Below are 15,736 nucleotides of genomic sequence, written 5' to 3' on the forward strand. Positions count from 1 at the left end.
CCGCTCGAGGTCACTCGACCTCGAGCGCCTCGTCCATCTTGCCCGGGAGCACCACCGACGGCGGTGCCGCCCGGCCCTCGTCGGCACCGTCTCCGCCGTCCTGGACGCTGATCCGCAGCGGCGCGAGCCGCGCGACGATCCGGACCTCGGTCCCTCCGCCGTCGGCGTGATGCCACTCGATGGTCCCGCGCAGCTCCCCCGCGACGAGCGTGCGCACGATCTGCATCCCGAGACCCGTGCCCGACGGGCTGCCCAACGGCCCCATCCCGACGCCGTCGTCGATCACGCGCACGACGAGCCGGGTGCCGTCCCGCTCAGCGAGGATCCGCACCGTGCCGCCGGTCTCGGCGAGCCCGTGCTCCACCGCGTTCGCCACCAGCTCCGTGAGGACGACGGCGAGCGCGGTCGCCTCCGTGGCCGGGACCGGCCCGAACGACCCCTCGCGCACGGTCCGGACCGACTGCTCACCGGACGCGACGTCCGCCGCGAGCCGCAGCGTCCGGCCGAACACCTCGTCGAAGTCGACCACCTCGTCGATGGTCTGCGAGAGCGCCTCGTGCACCGTCGCGATCGTCGCCACCCGGCGCATCGCCTCCTCGAGGGCGAGGCGGGCGTCGTCCGACGTCGTCCGGCGGGCCTGCAGGCGCAGCAGCGCCGCCACGGTCTGCAGGTTGTTCTTCACGCGGTGGTGGATCTCGCGGATCGTCGCGTCCTTCGTCACGAGCTCCTGCTCGCGCCGCCGCAGCTCCGACACGTCGCGGCACAGGAGCACGGCGCCCATCCGTGCGCCCTTCTCCGTGAGCGGGATCGCGCGCAGCGACAGGCTGACGCCGCGGGACTCGATGTCCGTGCGCCACGCCGCGCGGCCCATGACGACGAGCGGCAGCGACTCGTCGACGAGCTCCGCCTCGTCGATGAGACCGGTCACGACCTCCGCGAGGGAGTGGCCGACGAGGTTGCCGAGCACGCCGAGCCGGTGGAAGCAGCTCAGGGCGTTGGGGCTGGCGTACAGGACCTCGCCCTCGCCGTTGAGGCGGACCAGGCCGTCCCCCACCCGCGGGGCGCCCCGCAGGCGCCCGGTGGCCGAGTTCATCGACGGGTACTCGCCGGTCGCGATCATCGAGCAGAGGTCGTCGGCCGCCTCGACGTAGTTGATCTCCAGGCGGCTCGGCGTGCGGGAGGCGCCGAGGTTCGTCTCCCGCGCGATGACGGCGATCGCCTTGCCGTCGCGCACCACAGGGATGGCCTCCTCGCGGATCGCGTAGGACCCGTTCCACCGCGGCTCGCGGCTGCGCCGGATCACACCGCCGGTCAGCGCCTGGCCGAGGGCCGCGACCTGTCCCTCGGGCGCGCGCCGTCCGACGACGTCCTCGTAGTGGACGGTCGCGCCGGTGGAGGGACGGCAGTGGGCGACGGCGACGAAGTCGTCGTCCCTCGTCGGCAGCCACAGCACGAGGTCGGCGAACGCCAGGTCGGAGATCACCTGCCAGTCCCCGACCAGCAGGTGCAGCCAGTCCATCTCCGCGGACCTGAGATCACCGTGCGCCTGGATCAGGTCGCTCATCGTCGACACCCGGCAAGCGTAACGACGCCGGACGGCGACCACCGGCGCGGTGCCGTCGTCGTCGGGCACGGCCCCGACGATAGGCTGCCCACGAGCAGCCGGGAGGAGTGGTCATGGAGTTCACCGCCGAGCTTGACTACGCCGCCGCACCGGACCGCGTGGCGCGGATGCTCGCCGACCCGGAGTTCGTCCGGCGCAAGATCGACGCGACCGGCGCGCTCGAGGCCACGATCGACGTCGCCGACGCCGCCAACGGCGCCTTCACCGTGACGTCACGCCGCTCGCTGCCGACCGATCAGGTACCGGCGTCGTTCCGCACCTTCGTCGGGCCGACGCTCGACGTGCGTCTCGTCGAGGCGTGGGGTCCCGCGGACGAGGCCGGACGCCGGGCCGGCACGCTCGCGCTCGAGATCGTGGGTGCCCCGGTCCGCGTGAACGCCACGCTCGCGCTCGTGCCGGACGGCGCCGGGTCGCGGGAACGCGTCCGGGGCACGATCAAGGCGCTCGTCCCTCTCATCGGCGGTCCGATCGAGCAGGCCGCCCGGACCGCCCTCGACGCCGCCGTGCACGCCGAGGGGCGTGTCGGGCGGGAGTGGCTCGCCGCTCAGTCCACGGCCTGACGGCTCGCCGGGACGAGGCGATCGGCGGATCCGAGCAACTCGGACGACCGGATGTCCACATCGTGGACGGAATCCGCCTCGCCGCCGACCCGCCTCCGACGCACGGCACTCTGGGCGACGTCCAGTCACGGCCCACGATCGAGAGGTCAGCCCCAGTGTCACGTCAGGTGTCGGATCAGGTGTCGGATCGGGAGTCCGACGACACGCCCACGCGGAGCCGGTTCCGGTTCCCGTCCTTCAGCGTCCAGGTGATCGGCGGCCTCGTGCTCGGCGCGATCCTCGGCTGGATCGCCTTGCGCATCGGACCGGTGGGCGCCGACGGCGACCCCAACTGGCTCACCGAGACGCTCGACGTGATCGGCTCGTCGTTCGTCGGTCTGCTCCGGGCGATCGTGCCCCCGCTGGTGTTCACGGCGATCGTGGCGTCGATCGCGAACCTCCGGAACGTCAACAACGCGGCGCGCCTCGCGGGGCAGACCCTGCTGTGGTTCGCGATCACGGCGGCGATCTCCGTGGCGATCGGCATCGCGCTGGGCCTCATCGTCCAGCCGGGGGTCAACACGTCGATCGGCGCCGAGCACGCGGAGACGCCCGGTCGCACGGGGACGTGGGTCGACTTCCTCACCGGGCTCCTGCCCGCGAACTTCCTCGGCCTCGGCGGGAGCGTCGGCGAGGACGGCCTGAACGTCAGCTTCAACGTCCTGCAGATCGTCGTGATCGCGCTCGTCATCGGGATCGCCGCGCTCCGAGTCGGGCGCAAGGCCGAGCCGTTCCTCACCTTCAACGCCTCGGCGCTGCAGATCGTCCAGAAGGTGCTCTGGTGGATCATCCGCCTCGCGCCGCTCGGCACGCTCGGCCTCATCGGCAACGCGGTGGCGACGTACGGCACCGACCTCTTCGCGCCGCTCGCGTCGTTCGCCGGTGCCGTGTACCTGGGCCTCGCGCTCGTGCTCTTCGCCGTCTACCCGATCCTGCTGCGGTCGGTCGGGCTGCCCGCCCTGGCGTACTTCCGCGGCGCATGGCCGGCGATCCAGCTGGCATTCGTCTCGCGGTCCTCGATCGGCACGCTGCCCGTGACCGAACGGGTCACGGAACGCAACCTCGGGGTTCCCCGCGCGTACGCGAGCTTCGCCGTGCCGCTCGGCGCGACCACCAAGATGGACGGGTGCGCCGCCATCTACCCGGCGATCGCGGCGATCTTCGTCGCGCAGTTCTACGGCATCGAGCTGTCGATCACCGACTACCTGCTCATCGCGTTCGTGTCCGTGGTCGGTTCGGCGGCGACCGCCGGCCTCACCGGCGCGATCGTCATGCTCACGCTCACGCTGTCGACCCTGGGCCTGCCGCTGGAAGGCGTGGGCCTTCTCCTCGCGATCGACCCGATCCTGGACATGGGTCGTACGGCGGTCAACGTGGCCGGACAGGCGCTCGTCCCGACGATCGTCGCGAAGCGCGAGGGCATCCTCGACGAGGAGCGCTACCGTTCGGGCCGCGCGGAGGACCTGTTCACCGACGACGACGCTGACGCCGACACCGCGAATGCCGACCGGACCGACGACGACCGGACGCCCGTTCCCGCCCGCGCCTGACTCCGGCCCGGACCGCCGCGCCGGCGGCCGGTCGGTCGGTCGGTCGGCAAGAGCACCCCATCTAGCCAGGGCGGGTACCACCTCGGCGAGATCGATGCCCAGGTATCGATCTCGCCGAGTGATACGCGCCGCAACCGAATGGGCTACTTGATTCCCGTGTTCGCGAGCGCGGCGACGAACTGCCGCTGGAACACGAGGAACACCACGAGAACCGGGATGACCGAGGACACGGATCCCGCCATGGCGAGTCCCGCCGAGAGCCCGCCGTCGGCGTCGACGAACCGCGTGAGGCCGAGCGGGATCGTGTAGAGGAACTCGTTCGACAGCATGATCAGCGGGGTCTCGTAGTCGTTCCAGGACCCGACCCAGCTGATGATCGCGAGCGCCGCCAGGGTCGCGCGGACCTGTGGCAGGTAGATGCGGAAGAAGAGCCGGAACTCCCCCGCCCCGTCCATCCGAGCGGCCTCGCCGAGCTCGGCCGGGACGGCCAGGAACGCCTGGCGCATCAGGAACGTGCCGAACACCGTGAAGATGCCCGGCAGGATCAACGCCCACAGCGTGTTGTAGAACCCGACCTGCTGGAAGAACATGAACCGCGGGATGAGCAGCAGCTGCGTCGGCACGATCGTCGTGGCCAGGTAGAGCAGGAACACCTTGTCGCGGCCCTTGAAGGAAAGCCGGGCGAACGCGTAACCGGCGAGCGCCGACGTCGTGAGGTCGCCGATCAGGCCGAGCCCCGACACCGTGATCGAGTTGGCGAAGAACACGGCCATCGAGGGGATGCCCTCGAGCCAGACGACGACGTAGTTCTGCCACTGCACCGGGTCCGGGATCCAGGTGGGTGGGATGGAGAAGACGTCGATGTTGCGCTTGAGCGACGACGACAGCATCCAGACGAACGGGAGCAGGAACAGCATCGCGAACGCCCAGAGCAGCACCGACTTGACGACGTAGCGCGTGCGGGCAGCCGCCCTCTTGTTCCGCGGCGTCCGCGTCGCTACCTGAGGGCCGCTCGCCGCAAGAGCGGTCGCGCCCGCGGGCAGCGGAGCGGTGGCTCCGCCCAGCACCGGGACCCCCACGGCCGGCCCGGAGGAGTAGTCCTCGACGGACTCAGTCATGTGTACAACCCCCGTCCACGCTGGATCCGCCAGATGAATGCCGTCAGCAGAGCCACCCCGACGAAGCTGAGCATGCCCATCGCCGCGGCGTATCCGAACCGGTAGAACTGGAACCCGGTCTGATACATCAGGTACGACAACGTCGTCGACGACTCGCCGGGCCCTCCAGAGGTCAGGAACGCGATGAGCCCGAATCCCTGTGAGTGGCCGATCATCGACATGATCAGCAGGAACGTCGTCGTCGGAAGCAGAGCCGGCCAGGTGATGGTCCAGAACTTCCTCACCCGGCCGGCGCCGTCGAGCTCAGCCGCCTCGTAGAGGTCAGGCTGCATCGCTTGCAGCGCGGACAGGAAGATCACCGAGTGGAACCCCATGCCCGCCCACGACGTGATGAGGATCAGCGACATCAGGCTCCACTGCTGGTCCACGAGCCAGGCCGGAGGGTCGGCGACCCCGAGATTTCCCAGACCCTGGTTCACGAGGCCCGCTGTGGGGTGCAGCAGCACCAACCAGACGAAGCCGATCGCGATGGAGCTCACGATGTGCGGCACGAAGAAGATCGCCCGCAGCACCGCCTGCCCGAACACCGGCCCGTTGAGGCACAGGGCGATGACGAGCCCACCGGCCATCGTCAAGGGCACGCCGATCCCGGCGTAGAGGAAGGTGCGACCCACCGCCCGCCAGACCTTGTCGTCCGAGATCAGCGCGACGAAGTTGTCGACCCCGATGAACGTGATCCCCTCCAGGCCGGACACCACGTTCCAGTCCGTGAAGGTGATCGCGATGCCGCTCACCAGCGGGACCAGCGTGAAGGCCAGGAACCCGAGCAGGTTCGGCAGGATGAACAGCCAGCCGATCGTCGGCGACATCCCGCCGGGGCCGAGCCGCTTGCGGCGCGGCCCGGCCCCGGGGGAGGCGCTCGCGGCGACCGCGACCTGGCCTGCCGCGACAGTCACGACCGGTCGCTCTCGTGCCGACGACGACGCATCACGCCCCGCCGTTCGCGATCGCGGCGTCCCCCTGCGCCACAGCCTCCGTGACCCACGACTCGACGGTGCGGTCGCCGAGCAGCACCTCGTCGGTCAGGGTCAGTGTGATCTGGTCGAGCTGGGTGCCCGCGGTGAAGATGGAGTCGACCGGGAGGATGAGGTCGGGGCTGAACAGCATCGAGCGCCACGACTCGACGTCGTACAGCTCCTCGGCGTTCTCGCTGAGCAGGTCGGCCAGGATCTGGTCCTCGCTGGTGTCGCCCACCAGTGCCGGGAGACGGCCGCCTCGGGTCATGAACTGCGCGGCGTTCCGCATCCAGAACTTCGCCAGCTCCCACGCCTCGTCCTGGTAGTCCGACTCCGGGTTGATCGAGATCAGGTCGCCGCGCTGCCCGGTGTTCCACGCCGTCATGCTCGGGTCCGGCGTCGGGAGCGGCATGCAGTACGTCTGGAAGTCGTGCGGGTACTCGTTCGTGTCGTTGATCGAGCGGATGATCTGACCGGACGCGATCAGCATCGCCACGCGGCCGGCGATGTACGGGTTCTGGCTGAAGGTCTGGAGCTGTTCGGCGATGATCGTCTGCTGGTCCATCTGCACGCCCTCGGCCTGCAGCGCGAGTCCCAGCTCGAGCTCGGTGGCGAACCACGGGTCGGCGAAGTTGGTCCGGGCGCCGTCGTCCGCGTAGCGGTAGTCCGGTCCGAGCAACACCCGGGCCTGCGACGGGTAGTTGAGCGTGCCGAACACACCGTCGCCGGTCAGCTGCCGGGCGACGTCGACGAACTCCTCGACGGTCCAGGTCGCGCCGAGGGTGATGCCGGCGGCGTCCAGCATCTGCTTGTTGATGTACACGTGCGCGGGTGCGCGGGCGGCCGGGATCGCGAACACCTGGCCGTCCCGGACGTAGTTCGCGGCCGGGTCGGCGTCCGCCCTGAACTCCGCGAAGTCGTCCTCGGCGGCGATCTTGTCGGTCAGGTCGATCGCGAGCCCGGCGTCGGCGCGCTGGAACAGGCGCGCCGGGTTGTAGCTGAAGAACACGTCGATGCCCGCGCCGCCGGTCAAGGACGTGTCGAGCTTGAGGTTGCCGTCCTCGTCATTGACGTACCGGGTGTAGGTCACCTGGATGTCGGGGAACTCGTCCATGAACGCGGCGCACAGGTCGTCCGGGCCGGTCTCGTTCGGCACGCCGCCCCAGACGTTCAGGGTGGCACCTCCGCCTCCGCCCCCGCCTCCGCCGCCCCCGCCTCCGCCTCCGCTGCCTCCGCCCGCGAGGTTGCACGCTGACAGGCTGGCGGCTGCTGCGGCGACGCCGGCGCCGCCCAGGAACGTGCGGCGTCCGAGCTGTGATCGGTGGGTCATCATGGTCTCCTCGTTGAGTGATGTTCCGTGGACGGTGGAGCGGGTAGGGCGGCGATACGGTCAGAAGCTCTGCTCGACGGCGCGGCGGGCCTGGTGGAGAAGGACCTTCAGCTTGTCCGGACCCACGGAACCTGTGACGTCCACGAGCGCGAGGGCGACGGGGTGCGGCTCCGGCGTGACGAGATCGATGGCGCCGGCGATGTGGTGGGGCGCGAGCCAGTTCTCCAGGATGAGGACGTCGTCGGCGAGGAGCTCGCGGGCCGCGGCCAGCACGCCCTCCTCCGTGTCCGCGACGACGGCGGGGTCACCTCCCCATCCGTCGCGACGGCGGGAGGCGCGCAGGATCTCGAGGGCCTCCTCCTCGGGCAGGTCCAGCACGAGCTTGAGCGCCAGGACCGAGACGTTGAACGGGAAGTGACCCGACCAGAACGTGACCGTCTCCGTGCCGTGGCGGACGCGGAGCAGGTAGATCAGCTCGTCGCGCCACAGCATCGACATCGCCAGCATGAAGTCCGGGTGGTCGGCGGCGAACGCCTCGATCGGCCCGCGCGCCGTGCGCAGGAGCGACACCCGGGTCGCGGCCGACGCCAGTGCGAACACGCCGTAGTCGGGCGCGAACGCACCGGCGTCGTTCTTGCGGAGATAGCCGATCTCGGTGAGCGTGGCGAGGATCCGCGACGCCGAGCTCTGGTGGACGCCCAGCCTGCGCGCCACCTCGGTGCCGGTCAGGGGCGCATCCTCGTCGACGACCATCTGCAGTACGTGCAGCCCGCGGGCCAGGGCCTGGTTGCGCGTCGCCCCCGGCAGCTGCGGCACCGTCATGGGAGGCCGGCTGTCGCGATCGCCGTCTCACGCCCGGGATCGCGCACGATGCGGTGATCGGGGTCGCTGTAGCACCGGACGGCGAACAGGGAGGCCGGCGCGTTGCCGTGCACCCCGCGCACCTCGACCGTCAGGTCCGACGTGGTGACCGGGGTGTCCAGGACCAGCCGGTACGCGCTCTGGTGGTGGTCCTCGACCTCGGCCAGCACCCGCCCGTCGGCCCGGACGGTGAAGGCGCTGACGCACTGCGGCATCGCATCCTCCGGGTGCGTGTACAGCACCGACTCCATCGCGTGGTCGAAGTCGGTGTCGAACCGCAGCTCCACCCGGCCGACGACCTGAGGCTCGTCCCAGGTGAGCCGCAGGGTCGGCGTCGGGTCGTCCGGCGCGGCGATCCAGGCGTTGCCGGAGCCGCTCGGTCGATCCACGCCGTTGCTCACAGCCGCCGGCGGACCGAGCCGGACGGGCGGGTCGAGCGTGAGCGCGATGTTGCGGCCGGCTGGGCGGCGCACCGGCGTCCAGAACTCCAGGCCGGGCTGACCGATCCGGTCGTCGGCGACCTGGTCGCCTCCGTGGCGCAGCGGGACGAGCCCGGTCACCACGAGGTCCGAGGCGTGCACGGCGACATCGGGGTTCGCGAGCAGGCACAGGACGACGTACGCCGGCTCGTCCAGCTCGGCGTCGAGGTCGACCTTGACGAGCTGCTCGCCCGGCTCGAGGTCGATCGCGCACTCCCCGACCACCTGGTCCGGCGTGTAGTCGTCGGCCCGCGCGCCGCGACGCAGCTGGACACGCAGCGTCGTGGGTGCCGCGACGTCCACCCGGAGGCCGACCTGCGGCACCGGACCGGCCTCCAGCGGAAGGAGCTGGCCGCGGTCGACGTCGAGGGCCACCGGCGCGCCCGCCGCGGCCAGGGAGCCGAGGACGTACTCGGAGCTCGCCGTGATCCTGGCGGACCGGCCCAGGTCGTCCGGGTCGTCCAGGGCGTGCTGCGGGATGTGCTGGCCGGTGCGGAGCAGCTCGCGCTGGAGCTCGGCCATGAGGTCGGGGGCCAGGAGCTGCGCCGGCAGCAGCCCCTCGCGCAGGCACAGGGCGGCCGCCGTCGCCGCCGCCTGTCCGCCGTGCGCCCCGGTGGCCATGACCCGCGTCGACCCGAACGCGACGTGGCTCGCCGAGATGATCCGGCCGGCCAGGAACAGGTTGTCGACGTCGCGGCTGACCAGGCAGCGGTACGGGATCTGGTACGTGCCGCGCGCGTGCAGGTGGTTCGAGCCGGGCTTCTCGCTGAACACCCCGTCCGCCGGGTGCAGGTCGATCGACCAGCCGCCGAAGGCCACGGCGTCGGCGTGCTGCGTCTGGTCGAGGACGTCGTCCTGCCGCAGCATGTGCAGCCCTTCGAACCGACGGCTCTCCCGCTTGCCCGGGATCGTGCCGACCCATTCGAGCGTCAGGTTCTCGGCGTCGGGGAACTCGCCCGAGTTCTTGAGGTGGTTCCACACGCCGTACACGACCTGCCACAGCCGCCACTTGATCGTCTCGGTCTCGTGCACGGTGTCGAGGCGGCCGCCCCACTCGATCCACCACAGGCGGCAGCCGTCGACGTTGGTGGCGAAGCTGCGCGCCCGCGGGATCTCGCTCAGGTCCGCGAGCGCGTAGGACGGCGGCGTGAACCGCACCGGGTGGCCGACGTCCTTGCTGTAGAAGTAGATCGAGTGGCCGAGGAGGTGCCCGTAGTCGTCCGTCGGGGCGAACTTCTCGCCGAACTCCGCGCTCGCCTCCGCACCCATCCGGAACGCAGCGCCCGCCAGGAACCCGAGCGCGCCGTCGCCGCTCGCGTCGAGGAAGTACGGGGCGGTGATCTCGTACCGCGTGGAGTTCTGGCTGCAGAACGCCGTCACTCCGGCGATCCGGTGGGTCTCGTCGCCGGTGTCGGCCATCTCGACGTCGACCATCGCCGTGTTGAGCAGCAGCGTGATGCCCGGCTCCTCGACGACCTTCTCGAGCAGGATCGTGTCGAAGATGACGGGATTCCCGTCCCGGTTGCGGTACGTGTTCTCGACCAGCACCTCGTCGACGACGCCGCCCTCCCGGGCGAACCTGTTGTTGTTGCCCATGTGTGCTGTCGCGCCGAGGATCCACAGGCGGACCTCCGACGAGGAGTTGCCGCCCAGGACCGGCCGGTCCTGCACCAGGACGACCCGCATGCCGGCACGGGCCGCGGTGATCGCCGCGCAGCTCCCCGCCAGTCCGCCGCCGACCACCACGAGGTCGGCGTCATGCGTCTGGGTCGTGTACTCCCGTCGGTCCTGTGCCGCGACGACGGCGAGCCGTTCGGCCCGTGGTTCGGGGACATCGGTGCGGTTCGGTAGCCGCCCTTGGCTATGACGCATGGCCAGACCCAAGCATGCGCCACACGCATGGTCAAGACCCTTGCGGCGCGGCGTCTCGTCCACTCCGGAGCGCACCACGCCCGATCGCGTGGGTCCGTGACCAACTCGTGACCCGGTTTCCGGCCGCTCCGGCTTGACGTCGGCCGCAGCCGTGGGACACGCTTCACCCACCGTGAGAGCGCTCCCATGGAGCGTCGCACGATCGCCCTTGGGAGCGCTCTCACCACTGGTCGCGGCGACGCGGCACGCAGTGAGAGAACCGGGTGGCACGCTCGCCGCCCCGACGACGAAGGAGTCACCCCGTGCGCACTACCCGCATCCGCGCGTCAGCCGGTCTCGCCGGCACCGCCGCGCTCGCCCTGGTCCTGGCGGCCTGCTCGTCCGGAGGGGGCGACGACGAGACCCCCGACGCCGAGGAGCCCGGTGGAGGTGAGGAGATCACGCTCACCGTCTCGACGTTCAACGACTTCGGCTACACCGACGAGCTCCTCGCGCTGTACGAGGAGGAGAACCCCGGCATCACCGTCGAGCACGTCCTCGCCGCGCGCGCCGAGGACGCCCGCGCGAACCTCACCACGAACATCGCCGCCGGCGGCGAGGGTCTCTCGGACATCGAGGCCATCGAGCTCGACTGGTGGAGCGAGTTCATCCAGTACCCCGACAACTTCGCCGACCTGTCCGACCCGTCAGTCGAGGGCCGCTGGCTCGAGTCGAAGACGGCGGCGGCCACGACCGAGGACGGTCGCCTGCTCGGCTACGGCACCGACACCGGGCCGCAGGCCATCTGCTACCGGGCCGACCTGTTCGAGGCGGCCGGCCTGCCCACCGACCGCGCGGAGGTCGCCGAGCTGCTCGGCGGCGAGGACGCCACGTGGGAGACGTACTTCGAGGTCGGGCGCGAGTTCGTCGCCAACAGCGAGTCCGCGTGGTTCGACGTCGGCACGTCGATCTACCAGGGCATGGTCAACCAGATCGAGTTCGCCTACGAGGAGGCCGACGGCACCCCGATCGGTCTGACGAACCCCGAGGTTCGGGAGGCGTACGACGCCGTCATGCAGGCCACCGACGACGGTCTGTCCGCCGGGATGGAGCAGTGGCAGGAGGACTGGACCGCAGGGTGGCAGAGCGACGCCTGGGCCACCCAGCTCTGCCCGCCGTGGATGCAGGGCCCGATCGAGGGCAACGCGGCCGGCGTCGAGGGCTGGGACATCGCCGACGTCTTCCCCGGTGGCGGCGGCAACTGGGGCGGCTCCTACCTGACGGTCCCCGCGGGCGGTGAGCACGTCGAGGAGGCGATCGCGCTGGCGAACTGGCTGACGTCGCCCGAGACGCAGGTCCTGGCGTTCCAGAACGCCGGGACGTTCCCGAGCCAGGTCGACGCGTACACCGACCCGGCACTCACCGAGTACACGAACCCGTTCTTCAACGACGCGCCCGCGGGTGAGATCTTCTCCAACCGCGCGCTGGGCGTCGACGAGCTCGGCTTCATCCCGTTCAAGGGTCCGAACTACTTCGCGATCCACCAGACGGTGCAGGACGCGATCCTGCGGGTCGACGTCACCGGCGAGCAGGACGCCGAGACGGCCTGGCAGACGGCGGAGCAGGCGTACACGGACCTCGGTCTGTAGCCGCCGCTCATCAACCCGTTCGCCAGCCGGCGGGGGTGTGGACCCGACGGTCCACTCCCCCGCCGGCGCCCCGAGGAGAAGGAGCTGGAATGGCCGTCGTCACCCCCGGCCGTCCGACCCCGACGCGCGAGCGTCCCACCGAGGCACGCCGCATCGGTTTCCGCCAGCGCATGGGCCGGTGGGACGTCAAGGTCTCGCCGTACCTGTACATCTCGCCGTTCTTCCTGCTGTTCGCCATCACCGGGCTGTTCCCCCTGCTGTACACGGCGTTCGTGTCGGTGCACGAGTGGAACCTGCTCGGCGGGCAGGGCGAGTTCGTCGGACTGCAGAACTTCGCTGACGTCTTCGCCCAGCCGAACTTCGTCAAGTCGATCGTCAACACGTTCAGCATCTTCCTGTTCTCGAGCGTGCCGCAGGTCGTCGCCGCGATCGCGCTCGCCGCCGTGCTCGACGCCAACCTGCGGGCCAAGACGTTCTGGCGGATGGGTGTGCTGCTGCCGTTCGTCGTGGCGCCGGTCGCCGTCGGCCTCATCTTCGGCCGCGTCTTCGCCGACGACTCCGGCCTCGCGAACGCCCTGCTCACCACGATCGGTCTCGAGCCGCTCGGCTGGCACTCCGACCGCCTGACGAGCCACGTCGCGATCGCGACGATGGTGAACTTCCGCTGGACGGGCTACAACACGCTCATCTTCCTCGCCGCGATGCAGGCGGTCCCGCGTGACCTGTACGAGGCGGCGATCATCGACGGCGCCGGGCGGATGCGGCAGTTCTTCTCCGTCACCGTGCCCCAGCTGCGGCCCACGATCATCTTCGTGGTCATCACCTCGACCATCGGCGGCCTGCAGATCTTCGACGAGCCGCGGATGTACGACGGCCAGGGCCTCGGCGGCCCGTCCCGCAACTGGATGACCATCGCGATGTACATGTACGACGTCGGCTGGGGCAATCAGAAGAACTTCGGTCGGGCCGCCGCGATCGCGTGGCTGCTCTTCCTCATCATCGTCGTGGTCGCGAGCATCAACTTCCTCATCACGCGGCGGATCTCGACCGGCGACGGCGCCCGCAGGGGTCGCGCCCGGCTCGTCACCGACGCCGCACGCGCCTCACTCACGAGCAAGGAGTCGGCATGACCTCGCTCCCCGTCATCGCTCAGACCGCCGGCCCCGGTGCGGCGAGGTGGGCCGGGCGGCGCCGCGGCCGGCGCACCGGCGGCACCAACCGCCGTCCCGGCTGGCTGACGTACGCGATCCTCGTCGTCGTCATCCTCGGCTCCGCGTACCCGCTGTACTACACGATCCAGCTCGGCTCCTCGGACGCCGTCACGATCGCCCAGGAGCCCATCCCCCAGCTGCTCCCGCAGGGCAACTTCTTCGACAACGTCGCGACGCTGTTCGACGGGACGATCCCGTGGGGCCGCGCGTTCCTCAACTCCGTCGTCATCTCGACCGCCGCCGCGCTGTCGGTGGTCGCGTTCTCGACGCTCGCCGGCTACTCGTTCGCGAAGCTGCGCTACAAGGGCCGCGGACCGCTGCTCGTGTTCGTCATCGCGACGATGGCCGTCCCGACGCAGCTCGGCATCGTGCCGATGTTCATCCTGTTCACCGAGCTGGGGATCAACAACAACATCCTCGGCGTGATCATCCCGGCGATGGTCTCGGCGTTCGGCGTGTTCTGGATGACGCAGTACCTCGAGCAGGCGCTGCCGTACGAGCTCATCGAGGCGGCCCGCGTGGACGGCGCCTCGATGATCCGGACGTTCTGGCACGTGGCACTGCCCGCGGCGCGACCCGCGGCGGCGATGCTCGGGCTGTTCACGTTCGTCACGCACTGGACGGCGTTCTTCTGGCCGTTCATCATCCTGACGTCGGCGAACCCGACGCTGCCGATGGCGGTGCAGCTGCTGCAGGCGAACTACTTCACCGACTACTCCCTCGTGATGGCCGGCGTGCTCCTGACGACCGTCCCGCTCCTCGTGCTGTTCATCGTCGCCGGGAAGCAGCTCGTGAGCGGCATCATGCAGGGCGCGGTCAAGGGATGACGCGCCCGGCCACCCCCCGCCCCGGCACGCCTGCGTGCCCCTCCCCGACCTGCGAGGCCCACCTGTGACCAGCTCCACCGCCGACGTCACGGCGAGCACCACCGCCCGGGGCGGCGTGGTGCGCCGCTTCCCCGCCGACTTCCTCTGGGGCTCCGCGACGGCGGCGTTCCAGATCGAGGGCGCGGCGTGGGAGGACGGCCGCGCCGACTCGATCTGGGACGCCTTCGCCCGCGTCCCGGGCGCCGTCGTCGGCGGCGACGACGGCAGCGTGGCCACCGACCACTACCACCGGTACGCCGCCGACGTGGAGCTGATGGCGGAACTCGGGCTGGGCGCGTACCGCTTCTCGACGTCGTGGGCGCGCATCTGCCCCGACGGCGGCGCACCGAACCGCGCCGGCCTCGACTTCTACTCGCGCCTCGTCGACGCGCTCCTCGAGGCGGGCATCACCCCGTGGCTCACGCTGTACCACTGGGACCTGCCGCAGACGCTCGAGGAGCAGGGCGGGTGGACGAACCGCGACGTCGCCCAGCTGTTCGTCGACTACGCGCTCGCCACCCACGAGGCTCTGGGCGACCGGGTGCGGCACTGGACCACGCTCAACGAGCCGTGGTGCTCCGCGTTCCTCGGGTACGCCGGCGGGCAGCACGCGCCCGGTCGTCGGGACGACAGCGCGGCCCTAGCGGCCCTGCACCACCTGCTGCTCGCGCACGGTCTCGGCATCACGGCGCTGCGGGAGCGGGACGCGGACGCCAGCCTCGGGATCACGCTCAACCACTCGCACTTCTGGCCCGCGGACCCCGACTCCGCCGCCGACCTCGACGCCGTACGGCGCATGGACGCCCTGCAGAACCGGTTGTTCCTCGACCCGATCTTCCGCGGGTCCTACCCCGCGGACGCGCTGGTCGACCTCGCCGACGTGTGGCCCGACGTCGTCCGGGACGGCGACCTCGCCACGATCGCCGCGCCGATCGACGTGCTCGGGGTGAACTACTACACGGCGAGCGTCGTCACCGCCGACGGCGTCCGGGGCGGCGTCTCCCTCGGCGACGTTCCCAGCGACGTCGAGGACGGCGGTTCCGGCGATGCGGCAGCGCACACCGTGCGCTCGCCGTGGGTGGGGGCACGCGACGTGCGCGTGGTCGACACGGCCGCCGCACGCACGGCGATGGACTGGGAGGTGCACCCGGACGCGCTGCGCGACCTGCTCGTGCGGATCGACACCGAGTACGCCCGCCCGGCCGGGACGGCGCTCGTGGTGACCGAGAACGGGGCGGCGTACGACGACGAGCCGGACTCGGACGGGCTCGTGGACGACGTCGAACGGCGAGACTACGTCGCGGCGCACCTCGCCGCCGTGCACGAGGCGATCCAGACCGGGGCCGACGTGCGCGGATACTTCCTCTGGTCGCTCCTCGACAACTTCGAGTGGGCGTTCGGGTACTCCAAGCGGTTCGGGATCGTGCGCGTCGACTACGACACGCTGCGACGCACCCCGAAGGGGAGCGCGTTGTGGTACTCGTCGGTGGCACGCTCCGGCGAGCTGGGCGTCGACGGCGCTCGATGAGGCGCGGCGTCGCCGGGCACACGGTCGTGGCGGGTACGGGGATGGACACAGGGT

At 70.7% G+C, this 15,736-nt stretch carries 12 protein-coding genes; 6 read left to right on the top strand and 6 right to left on the bottom strand.

Annotated elements, in window-relative coordinates; translation table 11 throughout:
* Positions 1 to 10 precede the first annotated feature (10 nt).
* The gene (locus BCAV_RS14260; RefSeq protein ID WP_015883314.1) at positions 11 to 1,564 is read right to left on the bottom strand and encodes a sensor histidine kinase; all 1,554 of its coding nucleotides are present in this window, start codon (positions 1,562 to 1,564) and stop codon (positions 11 to 13) included.
* Between the two features lie 113 nt (positions 1,565 to 1,677).
* Between BCAV_RS14260 and BCAV_RS14265 the strand changes: the two genes are divergently transcribed.
* Both BCAV_RS14265 and BCAV_RS14270 read left to right on the top strand, forming a co-directional pair.
* Positions 1,678 to 2,184 (top strand): DUF2505 domain-containing protein, encoded by a 507-nt coding sequence (locus BCAV_RS14265; protein ID WP_015883315.1) that lies wholly within the window; start codon positions 1,678 to 1,680, stop codon positions 2,182 to 2,184.
* A gap of 179 nt (positions 2,185 to 2,363) precedes the next feature.
* Positions 2,364 to 3,773 carry a dicarboxylate/amino acid:cation symporter gene (locus tag BCAV_RS14270; protein ID WP_043349928.1) on the top strand — a complete coding sequence of 470 codons (1,410 nt, stop codon included), beginning with the start codon at positions 2,364 to 2,366 and terminating at the stop codon, positions 3,771 to 3,773.
* Between the two features lie 143 nt (positions 3,774 to 3,916).
* Here BCAV_RS14270 and BCAV_RS14275 read toward each other — a convergent pair whose 3' ends face one another.
* The 5 genes from BCAV_RS14275 to BCAV_RS14295 are packed head-to-tail and all read right to left on the bottom strand — an operon-like array spanning position 3,917 to position 10,449.
* Entirely contained in the window at positions 3,917 to 4,891 is a 975-nt protein-coding gene (locus tag BCAV_RS14275; RefSeq protein ID WP_015883317.1) for a carbohydrate ABC transporter permease, read from the bottom strand.
* Positions 4,888 to 5,847, bottom strand: a complete 960-nt coding sequence (locus BCAV_RS14280) for a carbohydrate ABC transporter permease (RefSeq protein ID WP_015883318.1) — start codon at positions 5,845 to 5,847, stop codon at positions 4,888 to 4,890. The genes BCAV_RS14275 and BCAV_RS14280 overlap by 4 nt, the downstream gene beginning before the upstream one ends.
* 31 nt (positions 5,848 to 5,878) lie before the next feature.
* Positions 5,879 to 7,237 (bottom strand): ABC transporter substrate-binding protein, encoded by a 1,359-nt coding sequence (locus BCAV_RS14285; protein WP_015883319.1) that lies wholly within the window; start codon positions 7,235 to 7,237, stop codon positions 5,879 to 5,881.
* Positions 7,238 to 7,297: 60 nt separating this feature from the next.
* A complete protein-coding gene (locus BCAV_RS14290; protein WP_015883320.1) occupies positions 7,298 to 8,059 on the bottom strand; it encodes a helix-turn-helix domain-containing protein in 762 nt (253 codons plus the stop codon).
* Complete coding sequence (locus BCAV_RS14295) at positions 8,056 to 10,449, bottom strand: FAD-dependent oxidoreductase (RefSeq protein WP_015883321.1); 2,394 nt, start codon at positions 10,447 to 10,449, stop codon at positions 8,056 to 8,058. Before BCAV_RS14295 ends, BCAV_RS14290 begins: the two co-directional genes overlap by 4 nt.
* A gap of 302 nt (positions 10,450 to 10,751) precedes the next feature.
* Between BCAV_RS14295 and BCAV_RS14300 the strand changes: the two genes are divergently transcribed.
* From BCAV_RS14300 to BCAV_RS14315, 4 genes are all read left to right on the top strand, one after another.
* Complete coding sequence (locus BCAV_RS14300) at positions 10,752 to 12,077, top strand: ABC transporter substrate-binding protein (protein WP_015883322.1); 1,326 nt, start codon at positions 10,752 to 10,754, stop codon at positions 12,075 to 12,077.
* Between the two features lie 89 nt (positions 12,078 to 12,166).
* On the top strand, positions 12,167 to 13,207 hold the full coding sequence (locus tag BCAV_RS14305; RefSeq protein ID WP_015883323.1) for a carbohydrate ABC transporter permease: 1,041 nt from the start codon (positions 12,167 to 12,169) through the stop codon (positions 13,205 to 13,207).
* The gene (locus BCAV_RS14310) at positions 13,204 to 14,115 is read left to right on the top strand and encodes a carbohydrate ABC transporter permease (protein ID WP_015883324.1); all 912 of its coding nucleotides are present in this window, start codon (positions 13,204 to 13,206) and stop codon (positions 14,113 to 14,115) included. Before BCAV_RS14305 ends, BCAV_RS14310 begins: the two co-directional genes overlap by 4 nt.
* A 64-nt stretch (positions 14,116 to 14,179) precedes the next feature.
* Positions 14,180 to 15,682 carry a glycoside hydrolase family 1 protein gene (locus tag BCAV_RS14315; protein ID WP_015883325.1) on the top strand — a complete coding sequence of 501 codons (1,503 nt, stop codon included), beginning with the start codon at positions 14,180 to 14,182 and terminating at the stop codon, positions 15,680 to 15,682.
* Positions 15,683 to 15,736 lie beyond the last annotated feature (54 nt).

The sequence above is a fragment of the Beutenbergia cavernae DSM 12333 genome, assembly GCF_000023105.1.
Taxonomy (GTDB): Bacteria; Actinomycetota; Actinomycetes; order Actinomycetales; family Beutenbergiaceae; genus Beutenbergia; species Beutenbergia cavernae.

Bases quoted from the DNA above. Each gene is read 5' to 3' on its own strand.
- BCAV_RS14260 (WP_015883314.1), bottom strand. From the start codon at position 1,564: ATGAGCGACCTGATCCAGGCGCACGGTGATCTCAGGTCCGCGGAGATG.
- BCAV_RS14265 (WP_015883315.1), top strand. From the start codon at position 1,678: ATGGAGTTCACCGCCGAGCTTGACTACGCCGCCGCACCGGACCGCGTG.
- BCAV_RS14275 (WP_015883317.1), bottom strand. From the start codon at position 4,891: ATGACTGAGTCCGTCGAGGACTACTCCTCCGGGCCGGCCGTGGGGGTC.
- BCAV_RS14285 (WP_015883319.1), bottom strand. From the start codon at position 7,237: ATGACCCACCGATCACAGCTCGGACGCCGCACGTTCCTGGGCGGCGCC.
- BCAV_RS14290 (WP_015883320.1), bottom strand. From the start codon at position 8,059: ATGACGGTGCCGCAGCTGCCGGGGGCGACGCGCAACCAGGCCCTGGCC.
- BCAV_RS14295 (WP_015883321.1), bottom strand. From the start codon at position 10,449: ATGCGTCATAGCCAAGGGCGGCTACCGAACCGCACCGATGTCCCCGAA.
- BCAV_RS14305 (WP_015883323.1), top strand. From the start codon at position 12,167: ATGGCCGTCGTCACCCCCGGCCGTCCGACCCCGACGCGCGAGCGTCCC.
- BCAV_RS14310 (WP_015883324.1), top strand. From the start codon at position 13,204: ATGACCTCGCTCCCCGTCATCGCTCAGACCGCCGGCCCCGGTGCGGCG.